Source organism: Sphingobacterium sp. BIGb0116, assembly GCF_024808035.1.
In the GTDB taxonomy this organism is placed as follows: Bacteria; Bacteroidota; Bacteroidia; order Sphingobacteriales; family Sphingobacteriaceae; genus Sphingobacterium; species Sphingobacterium paramultivorum.
In genome coordinates, this window is the sequence record NZ_JANUDT010000008.1 from 221,434 (window position 1) to 238,273 (window position 16,840).

Consider the following 16,840-nt stretch of genomic DNA (forward strand, 5'->3'; position numbering starts at 1 on the left):
TATCAATTATAAATATGGTACGTATCGGATTTCTATCTTTATTGTTTTTCTGTGTCTACTTTTCATTTTATCGGCAGGGACTTTTTGCCCATCCAGCGGAATTTTATCATCAGGATACCATTGGGAAAAAAGGAAGTCAAAACGATACTTTACGTTTGGATACTGTTTCGATCAAACGTAAATCAGCAGCGGATAAATGGGAAGAAAAAAAGGAGGAGTATAAGTCGATCTTTTTCTGGGGTGATACGAAAAATATGGTGACCTTGCCTCATCAGGGGGGAATTGCTGTTAATCTGAACAAGCTTTACAATAAATTCAGTCGAAAGGGACGAAATTCGAGGAAGCTTCAACGTCAGTTTGAAAAAGAATACCAACAGGATCTGATTCGCGAGGAATGGTATCCTTTGACAGGGGAATACAGTAAGCTGTCGGGAGATTCTTTGCGCAAATTTAGGATATACTATGAGCCTTCCTTAAAGTGGCTTCGTGAGAATGATCGTTATGAGAAGATCGCTTATATCCATAAGTGTTTAACGAACTACCTCGATTCTGTAGACATTATCCATAGGCGACTTCAGTTTCCTATGGGTAATGCCAAACTTTAACTACATAGGTACGTATACCAGGTATTTTGTATCAAAGAAATCTTCTTTAAAGTAACCCGAAAGCGGGTGTAATTCTGCTTTGAGCTTAGATTCTTTGATCTCTTCGGAGAGATCTCCGCCTTTTAAGTAAAGAATTCCATTAGGGATACCGTTTTTATCTTTTTTTGCGAATTTATTCTGTATCCAAGGCGTAAATTCTCCAAGTCTTGTCACCGCACGTGATATGACAAAATCATATTTGTCGTCGAGTTGTTCTGCGCGAATATGATCTGCTTCGACATTTTGGAGACCGAGCCCAGCCGCAACTTCGCGTACGACTTTAATTTTTTTGCCGATAGAATCGACCAAATGGAATTTGACTTCAGGAAACATAATGGCCATTGGGATACCTGGAAAGCCTCCTCCGGTCCCCACATCCAAAATTTGTGTTCCTGGCGTGAGCTCTTGGACAAATTTAGCGATACCTAGCGAGTGTAACACATGGTGCAGGTAGAGGCTATCAATGTCTTTACGTGAAATGACATTGATTTGGCTATTCCAAAATGTATAGAGGTCGGCAAGTTTTGCAAACTGTTCTTTTTGAATATCCGTTAATTTTGGAAAATAGTTATAGATGATATCAACTGTTGGATTCAAAGCTTCATGTTTTAAAAGTGAATTATTTCCAGCTTATTTTTTTCTTTTTTCTGCTGAAGATGCCATTGATGCAAATATAGAAATAGTAGATGAAGTCTACCAAAGGCAGCCACCAAATCAGTTCCTTTACTTCTAGTTTTTTATAGATGTTGGCAAATATTATCCATTGTGCAATCAGCCTTAGCAGGTAGGCTGTAACAGGAACATACCAGTACATTGGAAAGGCAATCGCTGTTGCGATAAGTGCTATGTAAAAGAAGACTGCCGATACCAGCTGGGTGCCCAGCATGCGCTGATGTCGCTTTTTGTAAATAGTAGAGGCTCCTGAGTGTCTTGCTTTTTGCTTGTAATAGCTCCTCCAGGTCGCTTTGGGTTCCGAATAGACAATGGATTCGGCTGCCAGTGCAATGTTAACGTTGGTCGGATTTGCATTTTGGTTGACAAATAGATCATCATCACCCGATTTAATATGCATATGGGCAGCAAATCCTTTGTTACGAAAGAAAAGGTCTTTTTTGTAAGCCATGTTACGCCCTACTCCCATATAGGCATCTCCCTTTAGTGCATAGGAGAAATAACTCATGGCGGTATGGCTGGTTTCAAATCGAATCAATAGATTTAGCAAGCTCTTTTTCTTAAAATAAGGAGAATAGCCTAGTACAATTTCTGTTTCTGGTCTGAAAGCTGCTGCAATTTCTTTGAGCCATTGATCGGATTGTGGCGCACAATCCGCATCGGTAAACACCAGTGTCTGGTGCTTTGATGCTTTGATACCCATACTAACGGCAAACTTTTTACCATGTTTCAAGCGAATATGCTCTTTGATATCCACAATTTTTAAATGGGGATATTTTGCTTCGAAATCATGCAATATCCAAGGCGTATTGTCTGTCGAGAAGTCATTGACAACAATTACTTCAAAATTGGGATAGTCTTGATTCAGTATACTCGGAAGGAATTCAGGAATATTATCCTGTTCATTGTGCGCACAAATAATAACGGATAGCGGTGGGAATTCAGTTCCTTCTTGTACAGGTTCAATTTGATAACTACTCAATTTACTATATACAAATAAGATGTAGTACAATTGTATCAATAGGAAAAGACCCAATACTCCGAAAGCAATATATGGAAGATTGGCCAAAAATACGTGAAGGTCAAGCATAGCTCACAAAGATAAGTGCTTTCCGCAACTTTTTTATAGGGGAAAAATGATAATTTATTTTTGAAACATCCTGTTTGCAAATCTTTTTATAGTATTTTTGCAACGTATTCTAGGGATGAATCCGAGCTTGGGTGGAAATTAGGAAAGCTATAACGACTTTTTAAGTTGCAACTAGTTGAAAATGAGTTTTTAATTTTTTTTACTCCAAATGCCGATATCGCCATGTCCATGGCAAATCATCCTTTAAAATAGAAATAGTCTCAGAGGAAAAATATTAATGAAATTTACGCTACAAGCACAAGATAAGTTATCAAAAGCACGTGCAGGTGTTGTCGAAACTGCACATGGTCCCATTCAAACACCTATTTTTATGCCTGTTGGTACGGCAGGTACAGTGAAAGCAATTCATCAACATGAATTGAAGAACGATATTGAAGCGCAGATTATTCTGGGTAATACGTACCACCTCTATTTACGTCCAGGGTTGAATGTGTTGAATAAAGCCGGCGGATTGCATAAATTCAATGGTTGGGATCGACCTATTTTAACAGATTCTGGTGGTTATCAGGTGTATTCGTTGACAGAAGTACGTAAGATCAAAGAAGAGGGAGTTACTTTTCGTTCCCATATCGATGGGTCGAAACATCTATTTACACCAGAGAATGTAATGGATACGCAACGTATTATTGGTGCGGATATCATTATGGCATTTGACGAATGTACGCCTTATCCATGTGATTATGGGTATGCACGTCGTTCTTTGGATATGACCCATCGTTGGCTGAAACGCTGTGTAGATCGTTTTGATAGCACAGATCCGCTTTATGGGTATGATCAGACTTTGTTTCCAATTGTTCAAGGATCTGTTTACAAAGATTTAAGAATAAAATCTGCGGAGACTATTGCTTCGTTTAACCGCGAAGGAAATGCGATAGGTGGATTATCGGTAGGCGAACCTGCGGAAGAAATGTATGCTATGACCGAAGTTGTCTGTGATATCTTACCGTATGACAAACCACGTTATCTTATGGGGGTAGGAACACCGGTAAATATTCTTGAAAATATTGCTTTAGGGGTGGATATGTTCGATTGCGTTATGCCAACCCGTAATGCTAGAAATGGTATGCTTTTCACACAAAATGGTATTATCAATATCAAAAATGAAAAGTGGAAAGACGATTTTTCACCAATAGAAGCGGAGAGTGATCTGCATGCAGATCAATTTTATTCGAAAGCCTATCTAAGGCATTTGATTAAATCGCAAGAAATTCTTGGGGCACAAATTGCTTCTTTACATAATTTACATTTTTACCTTTGGTTGGTTAATCAGGCTAGGGAGCGAATCATTGATGGAACTTTCTACGATTGGAAAAACAAAATGGTGAAAATATTGGATCAACGTTTGTAAAACTAAATAGCTCAAGTAAAAAAATGCTGTCGTTAATCGATCGTTACATTATCAAAAAGTATCTAAGTACTTTTTTATTCACTATGGCGATATTTACTGTTGTCATGGTGGTTTTTGACGTGTCCGAACGATTGGATGATTTTTTAAAATATCATGCACCCCTCGATAAGATTATTTTTGAGTATTATGCTGGATTTATTCCCTTTTACTTAAACTTTCTTTGTCCGCTGATCAACTTTATTGCGGTTATTTTCTTTACATCCAAGATGGCGGATCAAACTGAAATTGTCCCGATTCTAAGCGCCGGGTATAGCTTTAACCGTTTGCTTCGTCCCTACATGATAGCAGCAACCCTAATCTTTGGCATTTCTTTGGTATTCAACATCTTTATTATTCCGAATACCAATAAGATGAAGGTTGATTTTGAAAATATCTACGTAAAGCCACCCAAGGATAACTCGAGGGTTTCTACCCACATGCAATTGGACAAAAACAGCTATGTTTATATAGACAATTTTGATAATACAACCAAAACAGGATACGGCTTTGTACTTGAAATTTTTAAAGGGGATACCCTCAAGGAAAAAATGATGGCTGACCGTATTACTTGGGACTCGGTGGCAACAAAATGGAAGATCGAAGGGTATACCAATCGTATTATCAACGGACTGCATGAACGCATGGACAAAGGAGCCGTTAAAGACACAACCTTGGATATGAAACCTTCGGATTTTGAGGTGCGTGATAATATGTTTACCGCCATGGATACACGCGAATTAAATATTCGTATCCATAAGGAGGAGATCAGGGGAACCGGAGTTATGAACGACTTATTACTTGAGAAATATAAGCGTTATGTGTATCCATTTTCAGCTTTTGTACTGACCTTGATGGGCGTTGCACTGTCATCCAAGAAAGTACGTGGGGGGATAGGATTGAGTCTTGGTATTGGTATCGCGTTAAGTTTTACGTATATCGTCTTTATACAGTTTGCAACTATGTTTTCTTTGAAAGGGGGACTGCCACCGTTGATAGCCGTATTAATTCCGAATGTTACCTTCTTTTTGGTAGCATTATACCTGGCGATAAAAGCGCCAAAATAATTTTTTGTTCAGTTTTCAATAACTTCAGTGAGCTTGCCTTATAAAGGGAAATAATAGGTAGTGCTCATCATTTCTATACAAATGTATTCTAGAGAATATGACTAAAATTCAATTAAATCGGAATATTCTAATTCTGCATTTAACAATACTTATTTGGGGATTTACCGGAATTTTGGGTAGCCTAATTTCCGTATCTGCCCTTCATTTAGTGTGGTATCGTGTTGCAATAGCGTCTATCACGCTGCTGATCTATTTCTTGGTAACCAAACAATCGATTGTAGTTTCGAGGAAACAATTTCTCCAATTTTTTATGGTGGGGGCCGTTGTTGGGCTGCATTGGGTATTATTTTTTTATTCAATCAAAGTATCTACCGTATCAGTGACATTGGTTACACTATCCTCGGTGACTTTATTTACTGCGATATTGGAGCCTATTGTGAATAAAAAGCGCATTGCGCTGTTGGATATTGTAGTTGGTTTGGTAATTATCATCGGTATTTATACGATCTTTTCTTTTGAAACACATTACCTCGTTGGTCTATTGGCGGGGCTTGGTTGTGCGTTTTGCGCGAGTATATTTTCTATAGCTAATGCGCGCATGGTTAAAAAATCGAGCCCAACCCTGATTACGTTCTATGAAATGATGGGGGCATGCTTCTGGATCAGCATATTGATGTTGTTTACAGGAGATTTCAATGCTGAAATGAAATTGGGGCAGCAAGATTTAATTTATCTGCTGTTGTTAGGTGTGGTTTGCACGGCGGTGGCCTATGTTATGGGGGTTGCTGTCATGAAGGAATTATCTGCTTTTACTGTTGCGCTGACAACCAACCTGGAGCCTGTTTATGGTATTCTGTTGGCGATGTTGATATTTGGGCAAAAGGAGACCATGAGCGGCGGATTTTATCTTGGAGCCTGTATCGTTTTAGGAGCAGTATTTACTTACCCCTATGTAAAAACCAAATTAGAGAATAGACAAAAGGATCTGGTTATTCGTAAATTGCATTAATTGAGACAGTGAAGTCAATTTATTGACTTCACTGTCTCTGGTAATCTACTGGAATGAAAATTCGCCAATCCCAATATTGCGCTCCTTATTGCGTTCAAGATAGATTGTAACGATTTTTCGTTCTTGCTTTCCACTACTATAGTAGGTATAGATTTCAGCCATAACAGCCGCTGGACCTGCTAGCGTCAGGGAACCATCGTTAAAGAAATCAACTTCAATTTTATATTTTCCTTTTAGTGCTTTTTTCAATAAAAATTGTTCAGGGCCATAGCCGCCAGTAAAGTCATTGCTGAGTCGACCCCCAATCGCTGTGGCTGGATTACTATAAAAGCATTTTTCTTGATTTGGATCAGTTACCCAAAGGTCTATATCGGTGTTTTGTGAATTCCAATTGATGACAACACGAATGTCAACGGGTAGATCCGCAATTAATTTTTTGTTCACGGTAACTGTGGAGCTTGCAGCTTTGTTTGCTTTAATGAGATTATTGATTTCCATAACCAATGTTTCTTCAATACCGTCATCGCGGTCGGCGGCTTCCGGGGAGTAGCTTTGGGTCAAAATCCCATATAATTGTTCTAGTGCTTCCTTGAACATACCTTTGTCTTGTAAGACAAGGGCATAATCGCGGTGGCTTTGTGGATCCATTGGACGCCATTTTAATACCTTAGCTGTAATGAATAGTGCATTGTCGTAATCTCCCCATTCCCGTAACTTATAAGAGATGGTTTTGTAGAGATCTGCATTTTCAATTTGTAAGTCTGCAAGTGCACTTAAAATGAGTAAGGCTTTGTCTCGATCTCCTCTTTTGAAAAAGAAGTTTGCGACATCAAAATAAAAAGTTGGCGTTCCCATATACTGATTCCGAAGTTGGAGATAGCTTTTGTAAGGATCTTTGGATTGAATAAGGTCCTGTAAATAGGCCTGGTCTTCTTTAATTTCGGGGATGCTGATTTTTCCACGTATGTTGTTAATGCTGCTTGCCGTTTGTAGGCCAGCTATACGTCCTTCTAAGGATTGAACAACAGCGAATTCCTGAAGAACGTCCTCAGATGCGGCCGCCCTCGCCAATTCGCTGGTTGCTGCATGGGCAGTGCTTGAATTGCTAGTTGCCGAGATGCTTTTCGCTAAGGTTCCGTCAGATGAACGCGATTCTAAGGCTAGCGTGGGAGCTGCAGGACTAGCTGTGGGGCGCGACGGAATGGGTGGAACAACAACATTTGGAGCGAGTTCTTCTTCGACAGCCATATAATCTGCAGATTGAAGCGACTTATTCCGTTTTGGGTATTTCTTTTTTTGCTGAAAATCGGTATTCCACCAGGACTGAAGCTGTTTGGTAATGTCTTGAGCCTGATCCAACAAGTCTGCTACACGTTCTTCCTTTGCTATGCTTTCTTCTTTTATGAGCCGATTGAATTCGGAAAGCAATTCGGCAGGTGGAGTTATTGCATAACGTATGTAATCTTCTACAGTTTCCAGTACAATTAAGCTGGTATTTCGGGTAACAATACCGAACTGTTTACCAAGGGTTTCAATTTCTTCACGATTGTCTTCGTATTGAAGATCCAGCGCTTCAATTTTCTTTTGTGCCCAGATCTGCTGTAGGTCAATTTCACCATGGTCAGGCTGCAGAGCTATACTAATCTCTTGTGGTGCTTGTTGCCCATCTCCTACAAGTACTGTGAGCTGCTTCAATCCGGGGCGTTTCCCTAAGCCTGCGATAGAAAAATTGGCTTGTATTGCGGAGCCTTTTTGAGGATAAACTTCCTCAAAATCATTTTTTTCTTTTATCCCCAGGTAAATCAGGTTTATCGTATTTAGCTTATGATAAGCTTCAGTTATTGAGGTATTGGCTAAATTGATCATCTTTCCAATATGTTTTTGGGCAATTTGTTTTAGAACACCATAGTCCGATCCACTGGATGAAGTAATGCAATAGACTGGATTGTCAAGGCTCATTTTACTTTGACTAAATGTAGAAAGGCCGTCGCTAAACAGCAGGTAATTGCTGGCCTGTATTACACCTGCCTTTATTTGGCTATAGTCTGTACCGCCATCGTAATCAATTCCTTTGATGTAGTTTTTGAGATCATTCCAATTACCTTGTCTTACCTGAAACGTATGCCCTTTTACAAAGCGGATGTCCAATAAGCCCAGATCAACAGTCATATTGGGGTTTTCTTTAAAAAAGAGATCTAATAGTGCGAGTTCCTTTTCTATATCTCTATTTTTACTGCTGAGCGAACGGTCCCATATAATTCCAATGCTGTGTCCCCATTTTTTCTGAGCAGGTTTTGTAGAGTTTACCGTTGCATTGGCAAGAAAGTAGAAGGTTTTATCGCCATTTGCTTGAAATAGGCCTGATGCTTCCCTGTTGTCTGTCGGCAGTTGAATAACTAAATTTCGTTGGGATTTAAACTGTTGTTTATGTAAAGAAGCTGTGTAATTGCTGTTATGTTGTGAGAATGCCAAAGAACCGTCTGGTTTTTCTGTGAAATCTGGCTTATGTGTGTCTTGAAAGACATGGATATCCAAGGCGAAATTTTCAATGGGGGACGTATAGTTTAAGGGTAGAAGATAGTAACGAGCCTGATCGGATTCTGTTGTCAGATTTTCCGAATAGCTAATCTGAACGGTGCGCTTCCCATTCGCTGGTAATGGGTAAATTCGAGTTCGGAAATTATTTCCTTCGACTTTTTCCAATAGACCCGGATCGACCCGGCGTGTTTCTATACTTTCAAATATTTCGGTTCCTTTATTTTTATCGACTGGAACTGCTTGGCGTAATTTGCCGTTTATATCTAAGGCGTAGCCGCTCACGGAGACACCTTCGGGCATAGGGAATGTCAACTCGCCCTCGAGATCGCGATTGGTCTTATTGTCGAAGACCATTGTCATCGTCGTTTTGGCTATATTTCCGAAGATGACGACATCTACTTTTAGGTCTGCCAACATCACCTTGTTTTGCTGGCCATCGTCATTTTTAATTTTTAAGCTGGGTATTTCGCGTGTAGTTCTGATCTGAGATTTCGTATCCACATTAGAAAATACCAAAATTATGCAAAGGGCAACTATGATCTTTTTCATCTTTCTATATTTAGTAGGTGAGGGCAGAGAATGTACTGTTGATTCGCTGCACAATTAGCTATTTATTTTTCTAGTGATGCAGGAAAATTCAAAATTCCATAACCGAGGGTATTTAATTTTTATAGGATGTTTTTTTACGAGAGATGCAGTTTATTTAAACTTATGTTAATGATTGGCTAATATCTGGCAATTATGTTTGCATCAGTATTCGGACAGCCAACCAAGCATAGATTGTTTAAACTAACCGTACTGTTTTATCAGATATGCAAGGCGACAGGAATAAAATTTGGCTATTCGAATAAACCTGAACAGCAGTAAACATTATTTGAAAAATTTGTACAGATGAAAAAAATATATAGTGTACTCGGAATGGCCCTATTGTGTGCTTCATGTAGTAAAGATGATGTGTCGCAGATTACTGACCCGATAGAACTGACCTATCCGCAAAAGGCAATAGCAACAGACCCAAAAGTAATAAGTGATATTAATGGTGTAAAAGTGTATAATGGAGGCTATGGGTCTTCGATGGTCCAAGATCCTACTGATAAATCTATATTTTATCTTTTAACTGATAGGGGACCAAATATTGATGGGACAGAAAGTGATAGTAAAGTATTTGCTACTCCGGCATTTGCACCACAGATTGGTAAATTCAGATTAAAGGAAAATACGCTAACATTGGAATCTGTTATCGAATTGAAAAATAAAGATGGTGTGAAATTGAATGGCCTGCCAAATCCTGAAGGGAAGGGTGGTTCTGGAGAAAAAGCATTGGGGGTTGATGGTAAAGATCTAGGGAAAAGTGAGGATGGAATCGATTCAGAGGGACTAGCGAGAGCGGCGGATGGTTCTTGGTGGGTCAGTGACGAATACGGACCACATATCGTTCATTTTGACGCTTCGGGAAAAGAAATCGAACGGATTAACCCTTGGTCTACGGGTAAAAAGTTGCCTTTGGTATTTGCCAAACGTCGTCCTAATCGCGGAATGGAAGGATTGACGCTTACGCCTGACGGTAAAACACTGGTCGGAATCATGCAATTTCCGCTGTATAATCCATCTAAAGATGCGATTAAAAATTCGTTGGCAATCCGTATTGTTACGCTCGATATTGCGAGTGGCGCCACGAAACAGTATGTCTATATGATGGAGCGTACCGATTTGCAGGCTGTAAGTGAAATTGCTGCCGTGAGCAATTCAACATTTATTGTATTGGAACGTGATGGGGAATACGCGACAGAAGCAACTCGCTCTACTGTATTTAAGAAAATTTATAAAATTGATCTTTCTGGCGCAACAGATATCTCGGATGCGAATAATACCGCAACTGGGAAATTATTTGACGGTAAAACTGTCGAGGAACTCAAAGACGCAGCTACATTGGCAAAATATAATATTAAACCAGTCAATAAGACATTGGTTGCCGATTTAATGACTGACATCAAGGAATTGTATCCGCATGATAAAGCAGAGGGCTTGGCTGTCATTAATCCGTTCATGATCGCGGTATGTAATGATGATGATTTTGGGGTGACTGGAAAAGGCTTCTATGAGTCGAAAATATTGCCTTATATAAAGACTGTAGACAAAAACAGTATTTATTTTGTTCAGCTTAAGGACCCATTGAAATAGGGACTAATTACTGACTATAAAAAAGGTCCGTTGAATTCTCAGCGGACCCTTTTTATGATTTTATACTGTCCAAGCTTTTCTCCTTATTATTAAAGATTAAACGGTGGCTTGGCGTATCACTGGTACGACCTCTCTGTTGAGTGCGACCTACTTTTATGCATTTATTGTCGTCAGAAAGTCTTTACTTTCAAGCTCTGAATACCCCATTAGGTATTCATCGACTTTTCGAGCACATTCGCGTCCTTCGGAGATGGCCCAAACAACAAGCGACTGGCCTTTGCGGCAGTCTCCGGCAGTGAAGATATTATCAATTGTCGTTTGGTAGTCTTTGTCATTTGCAAGGATATTTCCTTTTTCATCTACACGAACACCTAACTGTTCTAAGAGCATATGTTCAGTATGTTGATAACCAATAGCCAATAATACGAGGTCTGCCGGTATTTCACGGATCTCGGATTCTCCTAAGCGGGTTCTTTTTCCAAATTCATCAACTTCGTATTGAACCTCTTTGATTTTTATAGCTTTGATATGGCCATCTTCATCTTTAATAAATTCTTGCGTTTCCGTAGCCCAAAGTCTTTCACAGCCTTCTTCTTGGGAAGAGGAGGTTCCGAATGTGAGCTTGTCCATCGGCCAAGGATTGTTCTTTAGACGTTGTTTAGATGGTGTAGGTTTGCGGGCAATCTGTGTGATACTTTTTGCACGATGACGATTGGATGTACCAATACAGTCTGATCCGGTATCACCGTCACCGATGACAACAACATGTTTGTCTGTTGCCAAGATACGGTCTTGTTCGACCGCAATTCCACTTACTTCTTTATTCTGTTGGGTCAAAAAGTCCATGGCAAAATGGATGCCTTTAGCTTCATGTCCCGGTAATTGCATGTGCCAAGGAACGGTTGAGCCAGTGGCCAATATAACTGCATCATAAGCTTTTAATTCATAAAAGCTTATGTCTCTGCCAACTTCTGTATTAACCTTGAATTCTATTCCCGATTCTTTCATGAGATTAACACGGCGATCGATCACTGATTTTTCTAATTTAAAATCCGGAATACCATAGCGGAGTAAACCTCCAACCTGGTCATCACGTTCGAAGACGATAACATCGTGACCAGCCTTATTGAGCTGAGCGGCAGCCGCTAGTCCTGCTGGACCAGAGCCCACTACAGCGACGCGTTTGCCTGTCTTTAAATAGCTTTTATGCGCTTTGACATAACCCTTTTTAAAAGCAATCTCAATAATATGTTTTTCGATCTCCTCAATAGTGATCGGAGTACTATGTATGCCAAGTACACAGGCTGATTCGCATGGTGCCGGACATATTCTACCTGTAAATTCAGGGAAGTTATTGGTGGAGGACAAAATCTGATAGGCCTCTTCCCATTTTCCATCGTATACGGCATCGTTAAACTCGGGGATGACATTGCCCAGTGGACAACCTGAATGACAAAATGGAATGCCGCAGTCCATGCAGCGCGCGGCCTGCTTATTGAGCTCGTTCTCCGAATACCCTTTATTGAATTCCTTAAAGTGCTGTACGCGACCTTCCACAGCTTCTTTTGTTGGAAGCACGCGCTCAAATTCTTTAAAACCTGTAATTTTTCCCATGATCTGTGCTTCCTATATTATGCTTCAACTAATTTTTGACGAATGACATTTTTGTATTCTCTTGGGAATACCTTAATGAATTTATTTTTTTCTCTTGACCAGTTTTGTAGAATGAAATCTGCTCTACGACTATTGGTGAGCAAGATATGACGTTTCAGTAAGGCGATAATTGCGGTTTCGTCTTCACTTTCCAATGGATCAAGGTCGACCATTTCCTGATTACAGTTTTCGCGGAAATCTTCGTTAATGTCGTAGATCCATGCGATACCACCGCTCATTCCGGCCGCAAAGTTACGACCCGTTGCCCCTAAGATCAGCGCACGGCCCCCAGTCATGTACTCACAGCCATGGTCACCAACACCTTCAACTACAGCTGTTGCACCTGAGTTACGTACGGCAAAGCGTTCACCGGCCTGTCCGTTGACGAATAGATGTCCGGATGTTGCTCCAAATAGCGCAACGTTACCGATAATGATATTATCTTCCGGTACAAGAGCACTTTCTGCAACTGGATAGATTGCTAACTGAGCTCCTGATAGTCCTTTTCCAACATAATCATTGGCTTCACCTTGTAATTCAAATGAAAGACCCTTTGTTGAAAATGCACCGAAACTTTGTCCGGCCGAACCTTCAAATTTAAAATTGATGGTATTGTCAGGTAGGCCTTCAGAACCATAGAGTTTTGAAATTTCATTGGACAACATTGTTCCGATCGTACGGTCTGTATTTTTGACCTTAAAGGTGCCAAATACAGGAGTTTTGCTGTCTAAAGCCAATTTTGACTGTTTTAGAAGGCCCCAATCCAAAATCATGGCCATACCGTGATCCTGCTCTTCGGTATTGTATAACGATTGTCCAGGCTCGTTGCGTTCCACATATAGAATGTCTGTGAAATCAATTTTCTTAGCTTTCCAATGGTTTATATTCTCGCGTTTTTTCAAGAATTGAGCTCTTCCCACCATTTCGTTGATGGTACGGAAGCCTAGATAAGCCATTGTTTCCCGGACTTCCTCCGCGAGGAAGGTAAATAAGTTGACAATATCTTCTGGTTTTCCAGAGAATAATTTGCGCAGTTCTGGATCTTGGGTTGCAACACCTACAGGACATGTATTCAGGTGGCATTTACGCATCATGATACAGCCGCCGGCAACCAATGCTGCTGTAGATACGCCCCATTCCTCAGCGCCCAATAGTGTAGCGATGATGATGTCGCGACCTGTTTTTACCTGGCCGTCCGCTTGTAACACGACACGACTGCGCAATTTGTTTTTAACAAGTGTCTGATGCGCTTCTGCAAGGCCTAATTCCCAAGGCAGTCCAGCATGTTTGATTGAACTGATTGGAGATGCACCTGTACCGCCATCAAAACCTGCAATAAGAATGACATCGGCATGGGCCTTCGCAACTCCGGCAGCAATGGTACCAACACCTGCTTTAGAGACCAACTTTACGTTGATTCTTGCTTGACGGTTAGCATTCTTTAGATCAAAGATCAGCTGGGCTAAATCTTCGATGGAGTAAATATCGTGGTGGGGTGGTGGCGAAATCAGACCGACACCCGGTGTAGAGTGTCTGGTTTTTGCAATCCAGGCATCCACTTTGGGACCAGGTAATTGACCTCCTTCTCCCGGTTTGGCACCTTGGGCCATTTTGATTTGTAGTTCGTCCGCTTGTGTCAGATAATTGGACGTGACACCAAAACGAGCCGAGGCAACCTGTTTAATTGCCGAGCGCATCGAATCTCCATTTGGAAGCGGTTGATAACGCAATTCATCTTCTCCACCTTCACCAGTGTTCGATTTTGCACCGATGCGGTTCATGGCGATGGCAAGGGTACTATGCGCTTCGTGGGAAATTGATCCAAAGGACATCGCTCCGGTTGCGAAACGTTTTAGAATTTCACTAGCAGGTTCTACTTGCTCCAATGGAATAGAATTGCGATGTTTTGCAAAGTCCAACAATCCACGAAGAGTAAACATATGTTCTTTCTGCTCATTGATTTTCTGCGCATATTTTTTATAGGTTGCGTAGTCTCCTGTGCGACAGGCTTGTTGCAATAGGTGAATCGTGTCGGGATTCCAAAGGTGGCCTTCACCGCGGCGTTTCCATTGGTAAATACCGCCTTCTGGCAATAGATTTTGCGGTGTACGGCTTTTTTCAAATCCACGCCAGTGTTTTGAGAGGGCTTCTTTGGCAAGATCATCTAATGTCATGCCACCGATACGTGAGACTGCTCCGCAGAAAAATTTATCAACGACAGATTTGTCAATGCCGAGTACCTCGAAGATCTGTGCTCCGTGGTAGGATTGCAATGTGGAGATCCCCATTTTGGAGAAAATTTTCAACAAACCATTATTGACGGCCTTGACGTAGTTTTTGGATAATTCTGGCCAAGTGAGCTCTGTATCCAAGGTATTTTGTTCCTTCATCGTACGGATGCTCGCCAATGCCATATAAGGGTTGATCGCAGTGGCACCGAATGCCAATAGGCAGGCAAAATGGTGCACTTCCCAAGCATCACCGGCTTCGACCACGAGACCTACAGCACCACGGTTACCTGTTTTGATCAAGTGGTGATGGACCGCTGAAACAGCAAGTAATGAAGGTATAGCTGCATGTTTGGAGTCGATCGCACGATCTGAAAGAATTAAGACTTCAAAACCATCACGTACGGCATCATCCGCATAACGGCACAAGCGTTCCAGACCTGCTTCCAATGATCCAGGTTTACCATCTGAGCGGAAATAAGACTGAATGGTTTTTGCTTGGAACAATCCTGTATCGATCGAGCGCAATTTCTCCAGTTCTTTGGAGGTCAGGATCGGATGCGGCAAAGTCACACAGTGACAGAATTTTTTGTCTTCGATCAGGATATTGCCTGCATTACCGATGAATGTTGCTAAACTCATGACCAAGCGTTCACGAATCGGATCGATTGGTGGATTGGTTACTTGGGCAAAAAATTGCTTAAAATAACTTGAAATATGCTGTGGTTGATCGGAAAGAATGGCCAGCGGAACATCGGACCCCATTGAGCCTGTCGGTTCGTACCCTGTCAATGCCATTGGGGTCAGGATGGTTTCCAGATCCTCGCGGGAGAAACCAAATGTCTTTTGATATTTGAAAACGGAATCTTTGGAAAGATAGGTGTAGGTTACACGAGGCTCTTCCAGTTCTTCCAATTTGATTTTGTAATTGTCCAACCAATCGCTGTAGGGCTGCTGGTTGATCAGTTGATCTTTTACTTCGTTATCGGTGAGGATACGCCCCTGTTCCATGTCGACAAGAAAAATCTTGCCTGCTTGTTGACGGCCTTTTTTGATGATGGTAGACTCTTCGATCGGAAGCGCTCCCGCTTCAGAAGCAACAACGACGCGGTCGTCTGAGGTTACGGCATAACGTAGTGGACGTAAGCCGTTGCGGTCTAATGTAGCGCCAATATGCTTACCATCGGTGAAGCAGAGTGCTGCAGGACCATCCCAAGGTTCCATCAACGTTGCGTGGTATTCGTAGAAAGCACGTTTTAAAGGGTCCATTTGCGTATTGCCATCCCAAGCTTCAGGGACCAACATCAACATGACATGGGTGAGACTACGGCCGCTGTGTAAAAGAAGTTCCGCTACATTGTCGAGGCAGGCCGAATCGGACTGACCACGGTCAACGATTGGAAGTAAGATTTCCATCTCTTCTTCCGTAAAATAGGGTGATGATAAAGCGCGCATACCTGCATAAAACCAATTCAGGTTACCTGTCAACGTATTGATCTCCCCATTGTGCGCCAGCATACGGAACGGCTGAGCGAGGGACCATGAAGGGAAGGTATTGGTGGAAAAGCGCGAGTGAACTAAGCCAAAAGCAGATACCACACGAGGATCGCGTAAGTCAAGATAATAAGTTCCGACTTGGTATGTTGTTAATTGACCTTTGTAAATAATTGTTTTGCAAGAAAGCGATGCAAAGTAAAGGGGGAGAGGGTATTCTTGTTGTTGTTTAACTTTTTGAATGATCAGGCGACGAAGTACAAAAAGTTTGCGTTCAAATTCTTCAGTGTTTGAAACGCCGTCCGGTCTGCTGACAAAAAATTGGACAATTTCAGGTTCTGCACTGAGCGCTGTTGGTCCAATACCTTCACGATTGACTGGTACTGGACGGTAGCCAAGGAATTTCATACCCCTTTCTGCTGCCGCTTCCTCAATCAAATCCCGACATATTTTGTTCATGTCTTCTTCTTTAGGAAGAAAGACCATACCTGTGCCATAATAACCTGGCTCTTCCAGTTGTATACCCAAGTTGATACATTCTTCCCATAAAAATTCATGGGGAAGCTGGATCATGATACCTGCTCCGTCACCACTTTCTGGGTCACAGCCACAAGCACCGCGGTGCTCCATATTTTCCAGCATGGTTAATGCATCTTTTACTTGTGCGTGTGATTTATTCCCTTTGATATGGGCGACAAAGCCTACCCCACAGGCGTCATGCTCAAAATTAGGGTCGTAGAGGCCCTCCGTTTTCGGTCTTTGTTGAATCATCTTTCCTTTTCAAATATTATACATTGCTAATATAGGAATAAAAAACGTA

The 16,840-nt window shown here is 41.3% G+C and carries 10 protein-coding genes; 5 read left to right on the forward strand and 5 right to left on the reverse strand.

The window, feature by feature from the left end:
• Window positions 1-14 precede the first annotated feature (14 nt).
• Window positions 15-605 carry a hypothetical protein gene (locus tag M2419_RS19000; RefSeq protein WP_153846045.1) on the forward strand — a complete coding sequence of 197 codons (591 nt, stop codon included), beginning with the start codon at window positions 15-17 and terminating at the stop codon, window positions 603-605.
• On the opposite strand, the gene rsmG is transcribed toward M2419_RS19000, so the two are convergent.
• Window positions 606-1,241 carry a 16S rRNA (guanine(527)-N(7))-methyltransferase RsmG gene (rsmG, locus tag M2419_RS19005; RefSeq protein WP_153846044.1) on the reverse strand — a complete coding sequence of 212 codons (636 nt, stop codon included), beginning with the start codon at window positions 1,239-1,241 and terminating at the stop codon, window positions 606-608.
• Window positions 1,242-1,263: 22 nt separating this feature from the next.
• Entirely contained in the window at window positions 1,264-2,406 is a 1,143-nt protein-coding gene (locus tag M2419_RS19010; RefSeq protein WP_159730528.1) for a glycosyltransferase, read from the reverse strand.
• 277 nt (window positions 2,407-2,683) lie between these two features.
• Here M2419_RS19010 and tgt point away from each other — a divergent pair, with 277 nt between their 5' ends.
• The 3 genes from tgt to M2419_RS19025 all read left to right on the forward strand — a co-directional run bounded on the left by tgt (window position 2,684) and on the right by M2419_RS19025 (window position 5,926).
• Window positions 2,684-3,814, forward strand: a complete 1,131-nt coding sequence (tgt, locus tag M2419_RS19015; RefSeq protein WP_153846042.1) for a tRNA guanosine(34) transglycosylase Tgt — start codon at window positions 2,684-2,686, stop codon at window positions 3,812-3,814.
• 26 nt (window positions 3,815-3,840) lie between these two features.
• Window positions 3,841-4,917, forward strand: a complete 1,077-nt coding sequence (locus M2419_RS19020) for an LptF/LptG family permease (RefSeq protein ID WP_153846099.1) — start codon at window positions 3,841-3,843, stop codon at window positions 4,915-4,917.
• Between the two features lie 97 nt (window positions 4,918-5,014).
• Window positions 5,015-5,926, forward strand: coding sequence for a DMT family transporter (locus M2419_RS19025; protein ID WP_153846041.1), 912 nt, complete (start codon window positions 5,015-5,017; stop codon window positions 5,924-5,926).
• Between the two features lie 45 nt (window positions 5,927-5,971).
• Here the strand turns inward: M2419_RS19025 and M2419_RS19030 are convergent, their stop codons facing one another.
• Window positions 5,972-9,013, reverse strand: a complete 3,042-nt coding sequence (locus tag M2419_RS19030) for a VIT domain-containing protein (protein ID WP_153846040.1) — start codon at window positions 9,011-9,013, stop codon at window positions 5,972-5,974.
• A 342-nt stretch (window positions 9,014-9,355) separates the two neighbouring features.
• Between M2419_RS19030 and M2419_RS19035 the strand changes: the two genes are divergently transcribed.
• On the forward strand, window positions 9,356-10,645 hold the full coding sequence (locus tag M2419_RS19035; RefSeq protein WP_227550179.1) for an esterase-like activity of phytase family protein: 1,290 nt from the start codon (window positions 9,356-9,358) through the stop codon (window positions 10,643-10,645).
• A 153-nt stretch (window positions 10,646-10,798) separates the two neighbouring features.
• Here M2419_RS19035 and M2419_RS19040 read toward each other — a convergent pair whose 3' ends face one another.
• Window positions 10,799-12,259 carry a glutamate synthase subunit beta gene (locus M2419_RS19040; protein ID WP_153846039.1) on the reverse strand — a complete coding sequence of 487 codons (1,461 nt, stop codon included), beginning with the start codon at window positions 12,257-12,259 and terminating at the stop codon, window positions 10,799-10,801.
• 17 nt (window positions 12,260-12,276) lie between these two features.
• Window positions 12,277-16,791 (reverse strand): glutamate synthase large subunit, encoded by a 4,515-nt coding sequence (gene gltB / locus M2419_RS19045; RefSeq protein ID WP_153846038.1) that lies wholly within the window; start codon window positions 16,789-16,791, stop codon window positions 12,277-12,279.
• Between the last annotated feature and the right edge of the window lie 49 nt (window positions 16,792-16,840).

Excerpts from the sequence above, each read along its gene's own strand:
- M2419_RS19040 (WP_153846039.1), bottom strand. The coding sequence starts at position 12,259 with ATGGGAAAAATTACAGGTTTTAAAGAATTTGAGCGCGTGCTTCCAACA.
- gltB (WP_153846038.1), bottom strand. The coding sequence starts at position 16,791 with ATGATTCAACAAAGACCGAAAACGGAGGGCCTCTACGACCCTAATTTT.
- M2419_RS19025 (WP_153846041.1), top strand. The coding sequence starts at position 5,015 with ATGACTAAAATTCAATTAAATCGGAATATTCTAATTCTGCATTTAACA.
- M2419_RS19010 (WP_159730528.1), bottom strand. The coding sequence starts at position 2,406 with ATGCTTGACCTTCACGTATTTTTGGCCAATCTTCCATATATTGCTTTC.
- tgt (WP_153846042.1), top strand. The coding sequence starts at position 2,684 with ATGAAATTTACGCTACAAGCACAAGATAAGTTATCAAAAGCACGTGCA.
- M2419_RS19035 (WP_227550179.1), top strand. The coding sequence starts at position 9,356 with ATGAAAAAAATATATAGTGTACTCGGAATGGCCCTATTGTGTGCTTCA.
- M2419_RS19000 (WP_153846045.1), top strand. The coding sequence starts at position 15 with ATGGTACGTATCGGATTTCTATCTTTATTGTTTTTCTGTGTCTACTTT.
- M2419_RS19030 (WP_153846040.1), bottom strand. The coding sequence starts at position 9,013 with ATGAAAAAGATCATAGTTGCCCTTTGCATAATTTTGGTATTTTCTAAT.